The sequence below is a fragment of the Kitasatospora sp. NPDC057692 genome (assembly GCF_042799475.1).
GTDB lineage: Bacteria > Actinomycetota > Actinomycetes > Streptomycetales > Streptomycetaceae > Kitasatospora.
The window spans coordinates 1-15,272 of sequence record NZ_JBHVIV010000015.1; the positions used below are offsets into that span (position 1 = coordinate 1).

The 15,272-nt window shown below is 75.9% G+C and carries 13 protein-coding genes; 4 read left to right on the top strand and 9 right to left on the bottom strand.

Going from position 1 to position 15,272, the window contains the following annotated elements; all coding sequences use genetic code 11:
- Nucleotides 1-92: 92 nt before the first annotated feature.
- The 3 genes from ACFVFS_RS11695 to ACFVFS_RS11705 are packed head-to-tail and all read right to left on the bottom strand — an operon-like array spanning nucleotide 93 to nucleotide 4,194.
- Complete coding sequence (locus ACFVFS_RS11695) at nucleotides 93-1,043, bottom strand: ROK family protein (protein WP_380622814.1); 951 nt, start codon at nucleotides 1,041-1,043, stop codon at nucleotides 93-95.
- Nucleotides 1,040-3,160: a beta-galactosidase gene (locus ACFVFS_RS11700; RefSeq protein WP_380622816.1), complete on the bottom strand. Its 2,121-nt coding sequence runs from the start codon at nucleotides 3,158-3,160 to the stop codon at nucleotides 1,040-1,042. Before ACFVFS_RS11700 ends, ACFVFS_RS11695 begins: the two co-directional genes overlap by 4 nt.
- Nucleotides 3,157-4,194: a zinc-binding dehydrogenase gene (locus ACFVFS_RS11705; protein WP_380622818.1), complete on the bottom strand. Its 1,038-nt coding sequence runs from the start codon at nucleotides 4,192-4,194 to the stop codon at nucleotides 3,157-3,159. Before ACFVFS_RS11705 ends, ACFVFS_RS11700 begins: the two co-directional genes overlap by 4 nt.
- A gap of 49 nt (nucleotides 4,195-4,243) precedes the next feature.
- Between ACFVFS_RS11705 and ACFVFS_RS11710 the strand changes: the two genes are divergently transcribed.
- The gene (locus ACFVFS_RS11710; RefSeq protein WP_380622820.1) at nucleotides 4,244-5,110 is read left to right on the top strand and encodes an SDR family oxidoreductase; all 867 of its coding nucleotides are present in this window, start codon (nucleotides 4,244-4,246) and stop codon (nucleotides 5,108-5,110) included.
- Between the two features lie 33 nt (nucleotides 5,111-5,143).
- On the opposite strand, the gene ACFVFS_RS11715 is transcribed toward ACFVFS_RS11710, so the two are convergent.
- The 4 genes from ACFVFS_RS11715 to ACFVFS_RS11730 form a co-directional block, all read right to left on the bottom strand.
- Nucleotides 5,144-5,317 carry a hypothetical protein gene (locus tag ACFVFS_RS11715; RefSeq protein ID WP_380622822.1) on the bottom strand — a complete coding sequence of 58 codons (174 nt, stop codon included), beginning with the start codon at nucleotides 5,315-5,317 and terminating at the stop codon, nucleotides 5,144-5,146.
- Nucleotides 5,318-5,441: 124 nt separating this feature from the next.
- Nucleotides 5,442-6,680, bottom strand: coding sequence for a phosphotransferase (locus ACFVFS_RS11720; protein WP_380622824.1), 1,239 nt, complete (start codon nucleotides 6,678-6,680; stop codon nucleotides 5,442-5,444).
- A 12-nt stretch (nucleotides 6,681-6,692) separates the two neighbouring features.
- Entirely contained in the window at nucleotides 6,693-7,601 is a 909-nt protein-coding gene (locus ACFVFS_RS11725; RefSeq protein WP_380622826.1) for an inositol monophosphatase family protein, read from the bottom strand.
- Complete coding sequence (locus ACFVFS_RS11730) at nucleotides 7,598-9,583, bottom strand: aminotransferase class III-fold pyridoxal phosphate-dependent enzyme (protein ID WP_380622828.1); 1,986 nt, start codon at nucleotides 9,581-9,583, stop codon at nucleotides 7,598-7,600. The genes ACFVFS_RS11725 and ACFVFS_RS11730 overlap by 4 nt, the downstream gene beginning before the upstream one ends.
- Before the next feature lie 219 nt (nucleotides 9,584-9,802).
- Between ACFVFS_RS11730 and ACFVFS_RS11735 the strand changes: the two genes are divergently transcribed.
- Genes ACFVFS_RS11735 through ACFVFS_RS11745 form a run of 3 tightly spaced genes read left to right on the top strand, consistent with a single transcriptional unit; the run spans nucleotide 9,803 to nucleotide 12,290 of the window.
- The gene (locus tag ACFVFS_RS11735) at nucleotides 9,803-10,696 is read left to right on the top strand and encodes a PfkB family carbohydrate kinase (RefSeq protein ID WP_380622830.1); all 894 of its coding nucleotides are present in this window, start codon (nucleotides 9,803-9,805) and stop codon (nucleotides 10,694-10,696) included.
- Nucleotides 10,693-11,406 (top strand): HAD family hydrolase, encoded by a 714-nt coding sequence (locus ACFVFS_RS11740; protein WP_380622832.1) that lies wholly within the window; start codon nucleotides 10,693-10,695, stop codon nucleotides 11,404-11,406. The genes ACFVFS_RS11735 and ACFVFS_RS11740 overlap by 4 nt, the downstream gene beginning before the upstream one ends.
- Nucleotides 11,403-12,290, top strand: a complete 888-nt coding sequence (locus tag ACFVFS_RS11745; RefSeq protein ID WP_380622834.1) for a glycosyltransferase family 2 protein — start codon at nucleotides 11,403-11,405, stop codon at nucleotides 12,288-12,290. The genes ACFVFS_RS11740 and ACFVFS_RS11745 overlap by 4 nt, the downstream gene beginning before the upstream one ends.
- A 41-nt stretch (nucleotides 12,291-12,331) precedes the next feature.
- Here the strand turns inward: ACFVFS_RS11745 and ACFVFS_RS11750 are convergent, their stop codons facing one another.
- Nucleotides 12,332-13,312, bottom strand: a complete 981-nt coding sequence (locus ACFVFS_RS11750) for a formylglycine-generating enzyme family protein (RefSeq protein WP_380622836.1) — start codon at nucleotides 13,310-13,312, stop codon at nucleotides 12,332-12,334.
- Entirely contained in the window at nucleotides 13,309-15,141 is a 1,833-nt protein-coding gene (locus ACFVFS_RS11755) for a sulfatase-like hydrolase/transferase (protein WP_380622838.1), read from the bottom strand. The genes ACFVFS_RS11750 and ACFVFS_RS11755 overlap by 4 nt, the downstream gene beginning before the upstream one ends.
- Nucleotides 15,142-15,272 lie beyond the last annotated feature (131 nt).

Below are 15,272 nucleotides of genomic sequence, written 5' to 3' on the forward strand. Positions count from 1 at the left end.
GCTCCGCACCGCCGCCGCCCTGCTCGCCGACCCCGCCACGCCCCGGCCGGTGCGGGGCCGCTGAGCACCCTTCGGCCGGCCGGCCGCGGGCGTCACCGCGCGCGGTCGACGGCCAGCAGCGCCGCGCCGACCGCCCCGGCGTCGTTGGCGAAGCGGGCCGCGCGCACGGGCACGGGCGGGCGGTCGCCGGCCGCGTACAGCCGGCGGGCGAACTCGGCGCGCGCCGGTGCGAGCAGCAGTTCCCCCGCCGACACCGGACCGCCGCCGACGATCATCACGGCGGGGTCGAACAGGTTGGCCAGGGCGGCGAGGCCGACGCCCGTGAGCGTTCCCACCCGGTCCAGGATCTCCAGCGCCCGCTCGTCGCCGCCGAGCGCGGCCTCGGTGACGGCCTCTCCGGCGTCCGACCCGCCCTCACCGATCAGCCGGCCGAGCAGGGAGGCCGGGCGGGCCGCCGCGGCCTGGCGGCCGAGTCCCGCGATGGCGACGCCGTGCGCCGCGACGCCCCAGCACCCGTACCGCCCGCACTCGCACAGCGGGCCGCCGGGTTCGACGGTCAGGTGGCTGGCCTCGGCGGCGAAGCCGTGCGCGCCGTGCAGCAGCCGCCCGGCGACCACCACCCCGCACCCCAGGCCCGTGCCCAGCGTCACCAGCACCAGGTGCTCGTGCCCCCGCCCCGCCCCGAGCCGGTACTCGGCCCACGCGGCGGCGTTGGCGTCGTTGTCCGTCACCACCGGGAGTCCGACGGCGTCCGCGATCAGGTCCCGCAGCGGGGCGCGCGCGAACTCCAGGCCGGGGGCGAAGGCCAGCGCCCCGGTCCGGGCGTCGACCATGCCCGGCAGCCCGACGCCGACCGCCGCGGTCCGCTCGCCGCGCACCCGCGCCACCAGGCCGGCGACGGCGGCGACCAGCCCGTCCGCCGTACGGCGCGGCGTGGCGCAGCGGGCGCGCGCCGCGACCTCGCCGTCGGCCGTCACCCGGACCGCCGCGATCTTGGTGCCGCCGACGTCGATGCCGACCGCCTCGGCCGGGGCCTCGGTCACGGCGCCTCCGGCAGGAGGACGCCGGCCCCGCCGGGCGCCGCGTCGGTCCGCACGGCGAAGCCGCCCGGCTCCCTGAGGGCGGACAGGTCGCACGGCCGGTCGGACCTCAGCAGGTCGTCGCCGACCCGGACCCGGACCGGCAGCCGGGCGCCGGTCCGCTCGTTCAGGCCCTTCACGTAGCAGGCCCCGAGCCGTCCGCCCGACACCTGGACGACGGCGCAGCCGCCCCCGACCAGGTCCGCCGTCACGAGCTGTCCGCCGCACGCGGTGCGGGCCCGCAGCGGGGCGTCGGAGCGGTTGAAGAGGAAGACGAGCGCCTCCTCGGGGTCGGCGGTGGTCCGGCGCAGTTCGATCCAGGGTCCCGGCCGGGCCCGCGGGCCGGGGAGGTCGCGCAGCCAGCTCTCCACGGCCGCTCCGAGGGGCTGCCCGGCGAGGGGCGCCGTGCGCACCCGGCCGGTCCGGCACCGCCGCACCGCCTCGGCCAGCTCGGCGCAGGGTTCCAGGTCCTCGTCCAGCAGGGGTGGTTCGCCCACCAGGAGCAGTGCTCCGCCGTGCTCGGCGAAGGCGGCGAGCCGCCGTTGCAGGGCGCGCTCCATGAAGCGGCCGGAGACGGCGACCAGCGGCCCGGCGGAGGGGTCGAGGGCCGTGCGGCCGGTGAGTTCGGCCAGCCGGAAGGGCAGGTTGCGCCGCAGGCAGTGGGCGACGAAGGGGACCAGGGTGCGCGCGGCCGAGGGCACGGGCCGGTCCCCGTTCCCCGTCCGGTCCCACGCGCCGACGGCCGCGTAGGGCGGGTGGACGCCCCAGCACACGCCGGGCTCGGCGCGGGAGACGGCCAGCGCGTCCTGGCGCCCGGCCAGGAAGTGGGTCAGCACCCGTACCGCCGCGAAGGCCGGGCCGGGCCCCGCGTCGAGCCGGATCGGGGCGGCGTCGCCGTACGGCGGGGCGAACGGCACGGGGTCGCCGCCCGTCGCCGCCAGCCAGCCGCGGTCCACCGCGAGGTGCCCGCCCCAGCCCTCGGTGGCGCAGGCCGGGTAGACGCTGATGCCGGTCGCCCCGCAGGCCACGCCGAGCAGGGTGTGATGGACCGGCACCACCGGGAAGGCGCAGCCCTCCTCCGCCCAGCGGAGCCCCCAGTTCTCCTCGATGTGGGGGCCCGGTCCGGCCTTGGCCGCCAGCACGTGGTTGACCAGGGCCTCCTCGTCGGCGAGCACGTTGCCCGTCCAGCCGGTGTGGGCGCGGGGCAACGCGGTCGCACCGCCGACCCGGTTCCTGGCCAGCCAGGCGTCATGGCGCCCGGCCTCCCGGCCGGGGACCCGGTCGGCCCTGGCGGGCGGCGCGTGGGTGGTGAAGGCGGGCAGGTGGGGACCGAAGGCCTCGGCCAGCCCCGCCATCCCGGTGGCCAGCACCTCGGCCGACCACCGCCCCCAGCCGACCAGCGAGCGCAGCCCGTCGGCGGAGAGCCGGTCCTCCGCCCGGGTGGGCGGGTCCACGCCGGGTGCGTGGCGGGCGAAGGCCTCGGCGCCGGGCGCCGAGTAGTCGAGCGCGTCGATCGGCAGGGCGCTCTCCCCGTAGTGCCCCTCGTTGCCGATCTGGGCGGCGACGACCGGCCCGTGCGGATGCGCGAACGGCCGCAGGAAGCGGCCGACGGCGCGCAGCCAGCCGGTCGCGTCCGCGAGGAAGCCCGGGTCCAGGGCCGAGGGCAGGGCGTACTGCTGGCAGGGCAGCCGCCGGCCGTCGGCGGAGCGGGCGGCGGGCCTGGCCGGGTCGAACGTGGGGCTGACCCGGTCGGGCAGCCCGCCGAAGGGCAGTTCGGCGTGGACGAAGGGGCCGGGCTTCACCACGGCGAGCAGTCCGGCCGCCGCGACCAGGTCCAGGAAACCGCCCAGATCGCGGTTGCCGTCCCCGTCGAAGCACCACCGCAGGCCGTCGCCGTCGGCGATCTCGTGGTGCCGCCAGGGGACGTAGCAGGTCACCACCTCGATCCCGGCCTCGCGGATGGCCGCCAACTTGGCCGCCCAGCGCCCGTGGTGGTCACGGTAGTAGGGGTACTCGCCGGTGATCAGGAACCGGGGCCGCCCGTCGAGCCACAGCGTGCCGTCCAGGAAGCGGGGCGTCATGGGGCGAGGGCCCCGTCCGCGGCGAGCAGGACCTTCATCGCGCGGTATCCGTCCGCCGCCGGCCGGCCCGGCCCGGTCGGCGCGACGGCCAGCATCGCGAGGGCCTCGGCGTACCGGTCGAGCGGCAGCACATGGGTCACCAGGTCCTCCAGCGGCAGTTCCGTCGCGAGCTCCACCGCCAGTTCGAAGTCCGCCGGGCGGTACGGTCCCGCCCCCACCAGCCGGATCCCCCTGGTCACCAGGGACCGCAGCGGCACGGTGGCGACACCGGCCTCCTTCTCGCCCATCACCACGACGGTGCCCCCGGGCGCCATCGCGGCGAGGACGTCACCCGGCAGCGACCCGGTGGTGTCGACGGCCACGTCGGGCGCGCCCGCCCCGGCCGCCTCGCCGGCGGCCAGCACCAGGACCGTGGGCGGCAGCAGCTCGCGGGCGAGGGCCACCCGGCCCGGATCGCGCTCGGCCAGCGTGACCCTGGCGCCGCGCCGGGCCAGGACCAGCGCGCACAGCGCCCCGATCGGGCCCGCGCCGACGACGAGCACCCGGTCGTCCCAGCGCGGCCGGGCCGCCGCCAGGTTGTTCAGCACGCAGGCGAGCGGCTCCACCAGGGCGCCCCGCCGGTAGGACACCGAGGCGGGCAGCCGGTGGACGAAACGCTCGGGCACCACGGCGAACTCGGCCATCGTCCCGTCCCGGTCGACGCCGACCTCGCGACCCTCCTTCGCCCCGCAGTGGGCCGGCAGCCCGCGCCGGCAGGTACGGCAGCGGTCGCAGTGGTACGTCGGGTTGATCACCACCCGGTCGCCCGGCGCCGACGAGCCGACGCCCGCCCCGACCGCCGCCACCGTGCCGACCGCCTCGTGCCCCAGCACCACCCCCCGCCGGGCGGGGAACTCGCCCAGCAGGATCGCCCGGTCCGTCCCGCAGATGCCGGTGGCCGCCACCCTGACCAGGACCTCGCCCGCGCCGACGGAGGGGACCGCACGATCGTGGAGGCCGGGCAGGCCCACGTCCTCGAACACGACGGCCTTCATCGCTGCCTCCCACCGGTTCGTGCCCCAACCCTGCCATAGGGTGTCCGTTATGAACCGATATGGTCGGCCGAGCGGGTGGGAAGCACCGCCGGACTCCGGCCCGAGGATCCTGCTGCTCGGCGCGTCGGGGTTCGTGGGCGGCGGCCTCTGGAGCCACCTGGCCCCCCGTCACCCGGTGGTCGGCACGTACGCCACCCGCCCGGTGCCGGGCCTGGTCCGGCTGGACCTGCGCGACGAGACCCGGCTGGCGGCGCTCGCGGCCGACGGCTTCGACCTCGTCGTCCACGCGGCCGGCCTGGTTCCCCTGGAGGCCGCCGAGGCCGACCCGGCCCTGGCCCACCGCCTCAACGTCCGCCCCGTCGAGGTGCTGCTGGACGCCCTGCGCGGTACGGCGGCGAAGCTGGTCCTGCTGTCCAGCGACAACGTCTTCGACGGCACCCGCCCCCGGTACACCGAGGCCGACCCGCCCTCCCCCGTCAACGTCTACGGGCGCACCAAGGCCGCCGCCGAGGACCTGCTGCTCGCCGAGGGCGGCCATCTGGTCGTCCGGCTCCCCCTGGTCTTCGGGCGCGGCCCCTGGGCGAACACCTTCCTGTCCCGCCTGGCCGCACCGACCACCCCCGCCCGCACCGACCTGGTCTGCGCCCCCGTCTACCTCCCCAGCATCGGCCCGGCCCTGACCCGCCTGTGGCACCACACGGGCGTCCTGCACTACGGCGGCGCCGACGTGGTGACCCGCTTCGAGCTGATGTCCCGCGTCCAGCGGGCCCTCCACCTGCCCACCCGGGTCCTCCCCACCCGGGGCCCCCGACCCCACGCCGACTGCCCCCGCCCACCGCACCTCGTCCTCCGCAGCACCCGCCACCCCCTCCTGGGCCCCGGCCTCGACACCGCCCTCGCCCATCTGGCGGGGTAGGCGTCGGCCCGGCGGTCGGGGAGGGAGTCCTGTTCACGGTGCTTCCGGAGGTGATGCGGGGGTGTGCGGGGGATCGTCCGGCACGCCCCACAGCGGGCGGCCGGTCGCGGTGTCCCGCAGGACGCTGCCCACGATGCCCGGCACCACGATGCAGGCGTCCCTGGTCCGGTCGTCGAACACCGGCGGCACACCCGAGTAGGGCACCACACGGCCGGTCCTGTCCCCCACGCTCCCCGTGCCACCCGACGAGAGGGGAGCACACCCGCCGCCCGGGCTTCACCGAGAACGGCCGCGGCCCGCAGGCCGGCCGCACACCCGGCGGCGGGTCCGCCTAGTGAGGCAGGTCGGTCACCAGGGCGAGGTGGGCCGTGGGGTCCACGCCGGTGGGGCGGGCGAGTTGGGCGGCGAGGTCGTTGATCAGCAGGGTGCCGAGGAGGTAGTGGCCGAGGGCGAGCTCGGCGGGGGTGGAGTTGCCGCCCCGCAGGTCGGGCTTGGGTTTGCGGTCGGAGAGGCGGCACGGCGCCTCGGCCAGGACGTGCAGGTCGTGGGTCAGCAGCAGCCGCTCCCACCACAGCGGATCCTCCCGGAACAGGCCCGCCAGGCCCCCGTGGGCGGCCAGGTGGGGCAGGAAGGCGTGGATCGCCGCGCGGTAGCCGGGGAACACCGGCTGCCGGAAGCCCACCCGGTAGCCGTGCCGCGCGCTGCGGCGCACCGTGAAGCCGGTGCGCAGGGCGGGGTCCCAGACGCTGAGGCTGAAGAGCGTCTTCGCCAGGTCGTAGACCGGGTCCCAGGGCTCGACGGAGCCGCGCGGGTCGATGAGGCGGAAGTCCGCGGCCGCCGTACCCGGGCCGGTGGAGAGCAGGACGTTGCGGGTGTTGGCGTCGCCGTGGGCGGGGGCCATCAGGCGGGCCGGAGCCAGTCGCGCCAGCCGGCGGGCCAGCCGTTCCAGGACCAGGTGCGGGGCCCGGCACTGCACGCCGTTGACGGTGAGGCGCTCGGCGGCCATCAGCTCCGCAGGCAGGGCCCGGGCGAGCAGGGGCAGCCGCCGCAGGAAGCGGCCCACGACGACGTCCGCGAGGTGGGCGGCGGGGGCGGGGTGGGAGCGCGCCGCGTAGCCGTCCAGGACCAGGGCCTGGAGGACGGCCGGGTAGCGGCGGAAGAACTCCCGGGTGCCCTGCGGCGACTCCCGCAGCGGTGCCGCCAGGTCCACCGAATCGTAGAACGGCGTGGTGCAGGCCGCCCAGCCGTCGCCGTCGAGGACGTGCAGGACCGGCAGGTAGTGGGCGGCCAGCCGCGGGGCGACGGTGCGCAGCAGGTCGATCTGGCGCAGCTTCTGGCGGAAGGAGGCCAGGTCGTGACCGTCCACCGCGCCCGGCGCGGGCACCAGGACCTTGACCACCAGCTCCTCGCCGGCGGGGCCGGTGGCCCGGTGGACCCGGGCCGGGGAGCCGCCGTCCAGGATCTCGGCCCCGACGGTGAGGCCGAGGGTGTCGGCAACGGCCGCCAGGGCCGCCGCGTCGGTCCATCCGCCGGGCGGGCGGGGCGGGGTGACGTGCCGGTGGTCGGTCACGGCGGCCGCCTCCTACCAGCGGATCGAGTCGATCAGCGCCGCGTGCAGCTGGGGGGTGCAGGCGGCGATGCAGGAGCGCTGGTTCAGCGGGCCGATGTCCAGCAGCAGGGTGTCGTGCAGCGGCTTGCCGTAGGCGTCGGTGATGGTGACGCCGGCGCGTTCCGCCAGGTACACCGACGCCGCGATGTCGTACGGGAACAGGTGCAGGATGCTGCCGTGGCCGACCCGGCGGAAGTCCGCCTCGGTGGCCGGACGGTCGCGCAGAAGCCGGTTGCCGATGTCGACGTAGGCGTCCATCTGGCCGGTGATGATGCGGGAGATGGAGAAGGAGGCGCTGTTGAACACGTACACGCCGCCGGTGTTGGCCGAGGCGTCGATCAGGTGGCCGTAGGCGCCGGTCATCAGCGCCGCCGGGTGGCCGTTGAACTCCAGCGACCAGAACATCCGCTCGGGCTCGGTGGCGGCGGACAGCCGGGGCACCGGCACGGGGTGGCCTCCGGACTCGATCCCGGTGCCGTGGGCGTCGGCGTACAGCCAGTGGCCGGTCTTGATCTCCTGGAGCATCGCGTACCGGATGTCGCCGATGACGGGCGCCTCGGTGAAGGGGGCCGCGGCGATGGAGACGCAGGCCATCTCCAGGTCGGCGGCGGCGCCGCGGGTGCCGTCGATGGGGTCGATGATCAGCACGTACCCGGGTGCGCGGCCGATGGTGCGCAGCCCCTCGCTCTCGGTGTAGACGGCCACCGGCTCGCCGCGCTCCCGCAGGAAGTCCCAGGCGGCCCGCTCGGCGAGCACGTCGACGGGGAACTCCGCGTCGCCGCCCTTCGCCGTTCCGGCCACGTAGCGGCTGCCGACCTCGTGCAGTCCCTCGCGCACGGCTGTCCGGATCCGCCCGGACAGCTCCTGGACGAGGCCCCTCATGACGGCACCGACAGGAAGAGCCGTTCCAACAGGTCGCACATCTCGTCCGCCTCCTGACGGGTCATGACCAGTGCCGGGCGGACCTTCAGCACGTTGCCGTGCCCGTACAGCGAGGTCCGCAGCAGCAGTCCGTGGTCCATGCCGCGTTCGGCGAGGTGGTTGGTGAGCCCGGGGTCGGGCCGCCCCTCGCGGTCGACGACGTCGATGCCGATCATCAGCCCGACGCCGCGGACCTCCCGGACGAACGGCACCTTGCGGGCCAGGCCGCGCAGCCGCTCCAGCACGTACGCGCCGACGTCCCGCACGTTCTCCAGGAAGCCGGGGCGGCCGATGACCTCCAGGGTCTTCAGCGCGGCCGCGGCGGCCAGCACGTTGCCGCCGAAGGTCGAGTTGATGTGGTGCCCCTCCACCCCGGTCAACCGCTCCTCGGTCAGGATGCCGGCGATCGGCATCCCGGCGCCGCCGAGGCCCTTGCCGAAGGTCATCAGGTGCGGGGAGACACCGAAGTGGTCGGCGGCGAACATCCGGCCGGTGCGCCCGAACCCGGTCTGGATCTCGTCGAAGACCAGCAGGATGCCGCGTTCCTCGCAGAGGTCCTTGAGCGCCCGCAGGTAGCCGTCCGGCGGCACGACGTTGCCGCCGTTGCCGCTGATCGGCTCCAGCACCACGCAGGCCACCCGGCCGGTGCTCGCGTAGTCGATGAAGTCGTTGATCCGCTCGACGCAGAGCAGCCCGCAGGTGGCCCGCTCCTGCCGGTAGAAGCAGCGCAGGCAGTGCGGGTCGGGGACGTGCACGACGCCGGGCAGGTGGGAGGGGAAGGGCGCGCGCCGGAACGCGGCGCCGGAGGCCCCGATCATGCCGAGGGTCTGGCCGAGGTGGCCGCGGAAGAGGGTGACCACGTCGGACTTGCCGGTGTGCACCTGGGCGATCTTGACGGCGCCCTCGTTGGCGTCGGAGCCGCTCGCCGACTTCAGGTGCACCCGGGTGAGGTTCGCCGGCGAGACCTCGGCCAGCTTCGCCACCAGCGCGTTCAGCGGGTCGGTCTGGAACTTGGAGGTGACGTGGATGAGCCGGCCCGCCTGTTCGCGGACCGCCTCCACGATCTCGGGGTGCGCGTAGCCCAGGCTCAGGTTGAACGTCCCCGAGGAGCAGTCGAGGTAGCGCCGGCCGTCGTCGGCGTAGAGGTACACGCCCTCGCCCCGGACCACCCGCAGGTCGTCCGGCAGGTAGTAGTAGTGCCGGAGCGCGGTGTCCTCGCCGGACGCGTCCGCGCCGGACGGGGCCTTCGGTGCAGCGGCGCCTGCCGCCGGGCTGGCCTGTCGCATCGGTGTTCCTCCGATAATTCCTGGCAGATCGACCTGCTCGAACGATTCGAAGCGCAGATCCGCCTCCTGGAGATCGAGTTCCGCGGTCATCGCGTTCGGTATCGCGACGCAGCGGATTCCCGCTCTCTTCGCGGCCCGCACGCCGTTGGGCGAATCCTCGAACGCGACCGCCCGCTCGGCGGGAATTCCCAGCGATTCCAGCGCCGCGACGTACAGGTCCGGTTCCGGTTTCGCACTGGCCCGGTCCCCGTCGGCGCACTGCACGGTGCTCCAGCCCTCGGCGAGACCGCACTGCCGCGCGTAGCGGGCGACCCATTCCCGGGTGGAGTTGCTGACGATCCCGCGGGAGATCCCCAGCGCGTCGACCGCCCCCAGGATCCGGTGCACGCCAGGTCTGCCGCAGAGCCCGCCGAGCAGTTCCCGCTGGCGGCGGCGGACCCGTTCCTGCAGCTCGCGGCGGTCCACCGCGCATCCGGTGGCCCGTTCGAGCTGCGTCCACAGATCGGACCCGATGGTGCCGACGAGCGACGACCACACCTCTGCCGGGAGCCGGTGACCGAATTCCAGGAATATCTCCGCGTGGGCGCGGAATATCTCGGTCTCCGGATCCCACAGCGTCCCGTCGAAATCGAAGAGAACCGCATCTACGTCCTTCACGGGCACCTCCGTCGAGCGGCGGACGGCCGCGCGGCCAGGGGTTCGGTGCACGGAGCCAGGGCACCGGGTGTCCCATCATGGCGTAGCCCCGACGGGCCCGCCATTCATGGTTCGTCAACGTACCCACAACAGCCGTACAAAAGAGTGCGCGCCCGGGCCGGCGGTGATCGGCTGGGAGCGAGACCGGCGGAGGACCGCCGGCGCGGGAGGCGAGGGACGATGGACGGACACACCCGCCCCGCCGGGGCGGCGGCTCCCCCGGGCGTGCCGCGGGTCGCCGTGGTCGGGCACGTCGAGTGGACCACGATCGCGGGTCTGGAGCGGGTCCCCGCCGCCGGCGAGGTGACCCATGCGAACCGGCTCTGGCAGGGCCCGGCCGGCGGCGGCGCGGTCGCGGCCGTCCGGCTGGCCGAACTGACCGGCGGCTGCACGTTCTTCACCGCCCTCGGCGACGACCACGCCGGTCGCCGCTCGCGGGCCGAGCTCGAACGCCGCGCCGTCCGGGTGGTGGCCGCGGCCCGGTCCGGCCCGACCCGCACGGCGGTGAGCCTGGTCGACCGGTCCGGTGAACGCACCACCGTCACCCTGGGCGAGCGGCTGGAGCCGACCGCCGCGGATCCGATCCCGTGGGGTGAACTGGCCTCCTTCGACGCGGTGTTCTTCACCGCCGGGGACGCGGCGCTGCTGCGCCGGGCCCGGCGGGCGGGCGTGCTGGTGGTGACGGCGCGCGAGTTCGCCACCGTGCTGGAGTCCGGGGTGCGGGTCGACGCGCTGGTGGGCAGCGGCTGCGACCCGGCCGAGCGCTGCGACCCGGCGCTGCTGCGGACGCTGCCGGACCTGGTGGTCAGCACCGAGGGCCGGCACGGCGGCGTGTTCACCCGCTGCGGCCGGCCCCCGCGGCGCTACCGGCCCGCCCACGCGCCCGGCCCCCTGGTGGACACCTACGGCGTCGGGGACAACTTCGCGGCCGTCCTCACCTACGCGCTCGCCACCGGCTCGGGCACGGCCGACGCGCTGGACCTCGCCGCCCGGCACGGTGCGGCCTGCACCGCGCAGCGCGGCCCGTTCGCCGCCGGGCCCGCCCCCCGGCGACGGGCGGCGGTGCGGGTGTGAAGCGGCTCCTCGTCCTGTGGGACATCGACGGCACGCTGATCGACGGCGACCGCGCCTGCGCGGCGGTCTACCCCCGCGCCTTCGAACGGCTCACCGGTCGGCCGGCCCTCCACCGCGTCGCCACCGCGGGCCGCACCGAGCCGGACATCATGGCCGAGCTGTTCGCCCGGCACGGCGCCGGCGAGGTCGAACCCGAGCTGCTCAACGCCGAGTTGGCCACCCAGCTGGACGCTCTTGCCGCCGAACTGCGGGCCGTCGGGCGGGTGCTGCCCGGCGCCGTCGAGACCCTGCGGGCGCTGGGAGCGGAGCGCGAGGTGGCCCAGTCGGTGCTGACCGGCAACGTGCGGGCGAACGCCGCCCGGAAGCTGGGGCTCTTCGGGCTGGCGGAGTTCATGGACCTCGCGGTCGGCGCCTACGGCGACGACGGGCGTGAGCGGGCCGCGCTGGTCCCGGTGGCCCGGCGGCGCGCGGCGGCCGCGTACGGGCACGGGTTCGACGCCGCGGCGACCGTCCTGATCGGCGACACCCCGCGGGACGTGCACGCGGGACGCGTCGGCGGGGCTCGGGTGGTCGCCGTCGCCTCGGGCGGGAGCAGCGCCGCCGAGCTGCGGGAGGCGGGGGCGGACGCGGTACTGGCGGACCTCCGCGACACCGCCGCAGTGATCCGCGCCGTCCGGGGGCCGCGGCCGGCCGCGCGGGGCTCCGGATGACCAGGGGGCTCCGTCCGGTGGGCCTGGTCTCGGTCGTCATCCCGGCGCGGAACGCCGAGACGACGATCGCCACCCAGCTGGCGGCCCTCGGACGGCAGGGCTATCCGGATCCGTGGGAGGTCATCGTCGTCGAGAACGGGTCGAGCGACGGCACCGGCGCGCTGCTGCGGCACTGGCAGGACCGGATGCCGCGGCTGCGGGTGGCCACCGTACCCGAGGGCCCCGGCGTCAACCGCGCGCGCAACATCGGCTGCCGGCTCGCCCTCGGCGAGTACGTGCTGCTGTGCGACGCGGACGACGTGGTGGCCCCCGGCTGGGTGGCGGGCCTGGTCGACGTCCTGCGCACCAGCCCGGCCGTCGGCGGCGCCCTCGAACGCCGGCTGCTCAACGGTCCGGTGGCGCTCGCCGCGCGTCCGCCGAAGAAGTCCGCCGCCCTGCTGAACACCTTCGGCTTCCTGCCCTACCCGGCCGGGGCCAACTGCGGTTTCCACAAGGAGGTGTGGAGCCGCCTGGGCGGCTTCGACGAGAGCTACCGCGGCGGCGGCGACGACACCGAGTTCTTCTGGCGCGCCCAACTCGCCGGGTTCCCGCTGGCCTTCGCCCCCGACGCCGTCGTGCACTACCGGCACCGGGGCGACGCGCCGGGCATCGTCCGCCAGTCCTACGGCTACGGGCGCTCGCACCCCAAGCTCTACCGCGACTTCGCCGGCGCCGGCATGCCGTCCTCGCCGTTGGCCGACGCCGCCGGCGCCTGGTGGAGCCTGCTGGTCCGCACGCCCGACCTGCTCGGCTCCGCCGACCGGCGCGCCGCGCTGCTGGCCCAGCTCGCGCTGCGCGCCGGCCGGGTCGTCGGCAGCGCCCGGCACCGGCGGTGCTACCTGTGAGCGCCGACTCCGTCGGCGGGCCGCCCGGCTCCTCCGGCGCCTCAGCGGGCGTCGGCCGCGCAGCGGAAGCCGGTGTGCCCGCTGGAGCTGTCCGGGGTGTTCGCGGTGCGGGCGCCGACCCGGTAGCGGTTGCAGTAGGAGCGGTGGCACAGGTGCGAGCCGCCGCGGATGACCCTGCTGCCGCCGTGCGCGGGACCCCGGGGGTTCACCGCGCCGGGGGCGTGTTCCGTCGACCACCGGTCGGCGCACCACTCCCAGACATTGCCGGAGACGTTGTACAGGCCGAAGCCGTTCGGCGCGAACGCGTCGACCGGCGCCGTGCCGCGGTAGCCGTCGGCCGCGGTGTTCTTCGCCGGGAACGTGCCCCGCCAGATGTTGCAGCGGTAGGCGCCGTCCGGGTCCAGGTCGTCGCCCCACGGGTAGCGGCGCTGTTCCAGGCCGCCGCGCGCCGCGTACTCCCACTCCGCCTCGGTCGGCAGGCGGGTGCCCGCCCAGCGGCAGTACGCCTGCGCGTCGTGCCAGGAGACGTGCACCACGGGGTGGTCGCCCCGCCCCGCCAGGGAGCTGCCCGGGCCCTCGGGCACGTGCCAGGCCGCGCCGGCCACGCCGCACCACCACGGTGTGCGGTCGGGACGCGGCGCGCCCCGGCGCAGCGCGGCGGGCAGGAAGCCGGCGAACACGTAGGACCAGCCGAGCCGTTCGGCCTCGGTACGGTGGCCGGTGGCGGCGACGAAGGCGGCGAAGCGGTCGTTGGACACGGCGTGGGCGTCGATGCGGAACGGGTCCACCCGGACGGTGCGCACCGGTCCCTCGCCGTCGGCGGCGAAGCCGTCCGGGTCCTGGGAGCCCATCAGGAACTCACCGCCCGCCAGGTCGACCATGGTGTCCTCCCGGGGGCGGCCGCCGGTGGGGCGGAGGCCCGGCAGGAGGACGGGGCCGGGCCCGGTGGCGGGGGTGACGGCGGTCCGGGCGGGCCCGCAGCAGGCCCGGGGTGCGGCGGGGTCCTGGACCGGCCCGGTCACGTGGCGAGGGGGTGGCCGGCGGCGGTGGCTCGGGCGATCATGGCCTCGATGTCGAAGACCAGGCTCTGCGGGGTGTAGCTGCCGTCGATGCGCAGCAGCAGGTACCGGGCGGCGTTGCCGAGGTACTCGTGGGGCTCGGCGGCGGTCCCGGCGACCACGTCGCGGTGCGGGGCCGCGGCCTGCGGACCGAGCGCGGTCAGGGCGTTGAGGGCGGCGAGGCGGACGGTCGCCGGGTGCGCGGGGTCGGCGAGGGCTGCCAGCAGGGCGGCGCCCGCCGGGTCGCCGGTGTGCTTGACCAGCGCCTCGGCGCACGGGATGCGCACCTGCGGGTCGGGGTCGTACCTGGCGGCGGTGCGCAGCGCGGCGACGGCCTCGGCGGTCAGGGTGCCGGTGCCCAGCGCCAGCAGGCCGACGGCGCCCCAGTGGCGGACGGTGGGGTCGGGGTCGGTGAGCGCGGTGCGGAAGTCCGGGATCCTGGCGGGGTCGCGCAGGCCGACGGCGTCGGCGAGGTCGAGGATCCGCGCGAGGGGGTAGGCGTCGGCGGCGCGGGAGGCGTGGTAGCCCTCGGCGGGCGAGCCCTCGGGCAGGAAGCCGTTGTCGTGGACGGCGAGGAGGTGGGCGCGCAGGGCGTCGTCGAGCCGCTTCTCGACGGCGGCGTACGCCGGGTCGCCGGCCAGGTTGTGGATCTGGTCCGGGTCGGCGGCGCAGTCGTACAGCTCCACGCCCGGCTTCTCGTGCCAGAAGGCGTCCTGGACGCCGTCGAGGCGGCCGGCGAGGTGCTCGGTCTCCCAGGACCGGTAGCCGGCCGCGAGCCAGCCGAAGGCCTGGTGCGTTCCGTAGGGCCGGTGCGGGTGGTAGTTGCGGATGTAGCGGTAGCGGGCGTCGCGGACGGTGCGTATCAGGTCGGGGCGCTCGTCCATGCGGCCGCGCATCGAGAAGGCGAGTGCGCCGTCGGTGTCGAAGGAGGTGCGGGCGAGGCTCTCGCCCTGGTGGTGGGCGGGCACCGCGCCGCCGGCGAGTTCGACGAGGGTGGGCGGGATGCGGAGGGTGGAGACGGCGGCGTCGACGCGGGTGCCGGGGGCCGGGAAGCGGTGGGCGTGGCGCTCGGGGGCGGCGACGATCAGCGGGACGTGCAGGCCCTCGTCGTAGCACCAGCGTTTGGAGCGGGGGTTGACGCCGCCGTGGTCGGAGGTGTGGATGACGACGGTGTTGTCGAGTTCGCCGTCCTCCGCCAGTTCGGCGAGGAGCCGGCCGAGGAAGGCGTCCATACCGGCGATGTGGCGGTAGTAGTGCGCGAGGTCGCCGCGGATCTCGGGGGTGTCGGGCAGGTAGGCGGGCAGCCGGACGGCGGCGGGGTCGACGGTGAACTCCTCGCGGCGGAACACCGCGCTCTCGTGCGTCGGGTCGTAGTTGAACACCGCGAGGAAGGGGGCGCCGTCCGGCCGGTTGCGCCAGTGCGCGGTGCGGGAGGAGTCGTCCCAGAGGGCCTGGGGGTCCACATCGCTGTTGTAGTCGGTCTTGGCGTTGTTGGTGCAGTAGTAGCCGAGGCCGCGCAGCAGTTCGGGGTAGGTGGCCATCCCCTCGGGGAGGGGCGGAGTGGCCCGCTGGTGCAGGGCGGGGCCGTGGCTCTCCGCGGCGACGCCGGTGAGCAGCGCGAAGCGCGAGGGCGCGCAGACCGGCGCGGGGCTGTAGGCGTGGGTGAAGAGGGTGCCCCGCTCGGCGAGGGCGTCGAGGTGGGGGGTGGTGGCGAGCGGGTCGCCGTAGCAGCCGAAGCGGGGCGGGCAGTCCTCGCTGACGGTCCACAGGATGTTGGGCCGGGACGTGCTCATGGGGGCCTTTCGGGAACGCGGTGCTGGTGGGGGCGGGCGCGCGGCGGCCCTCGTGCCCGAACCGAATCACGCCCCGTCGGGCGTTCTCAAGGCCCGGCGCGGGCTTTCGGCATCCCGTCGCCCAATGTTTG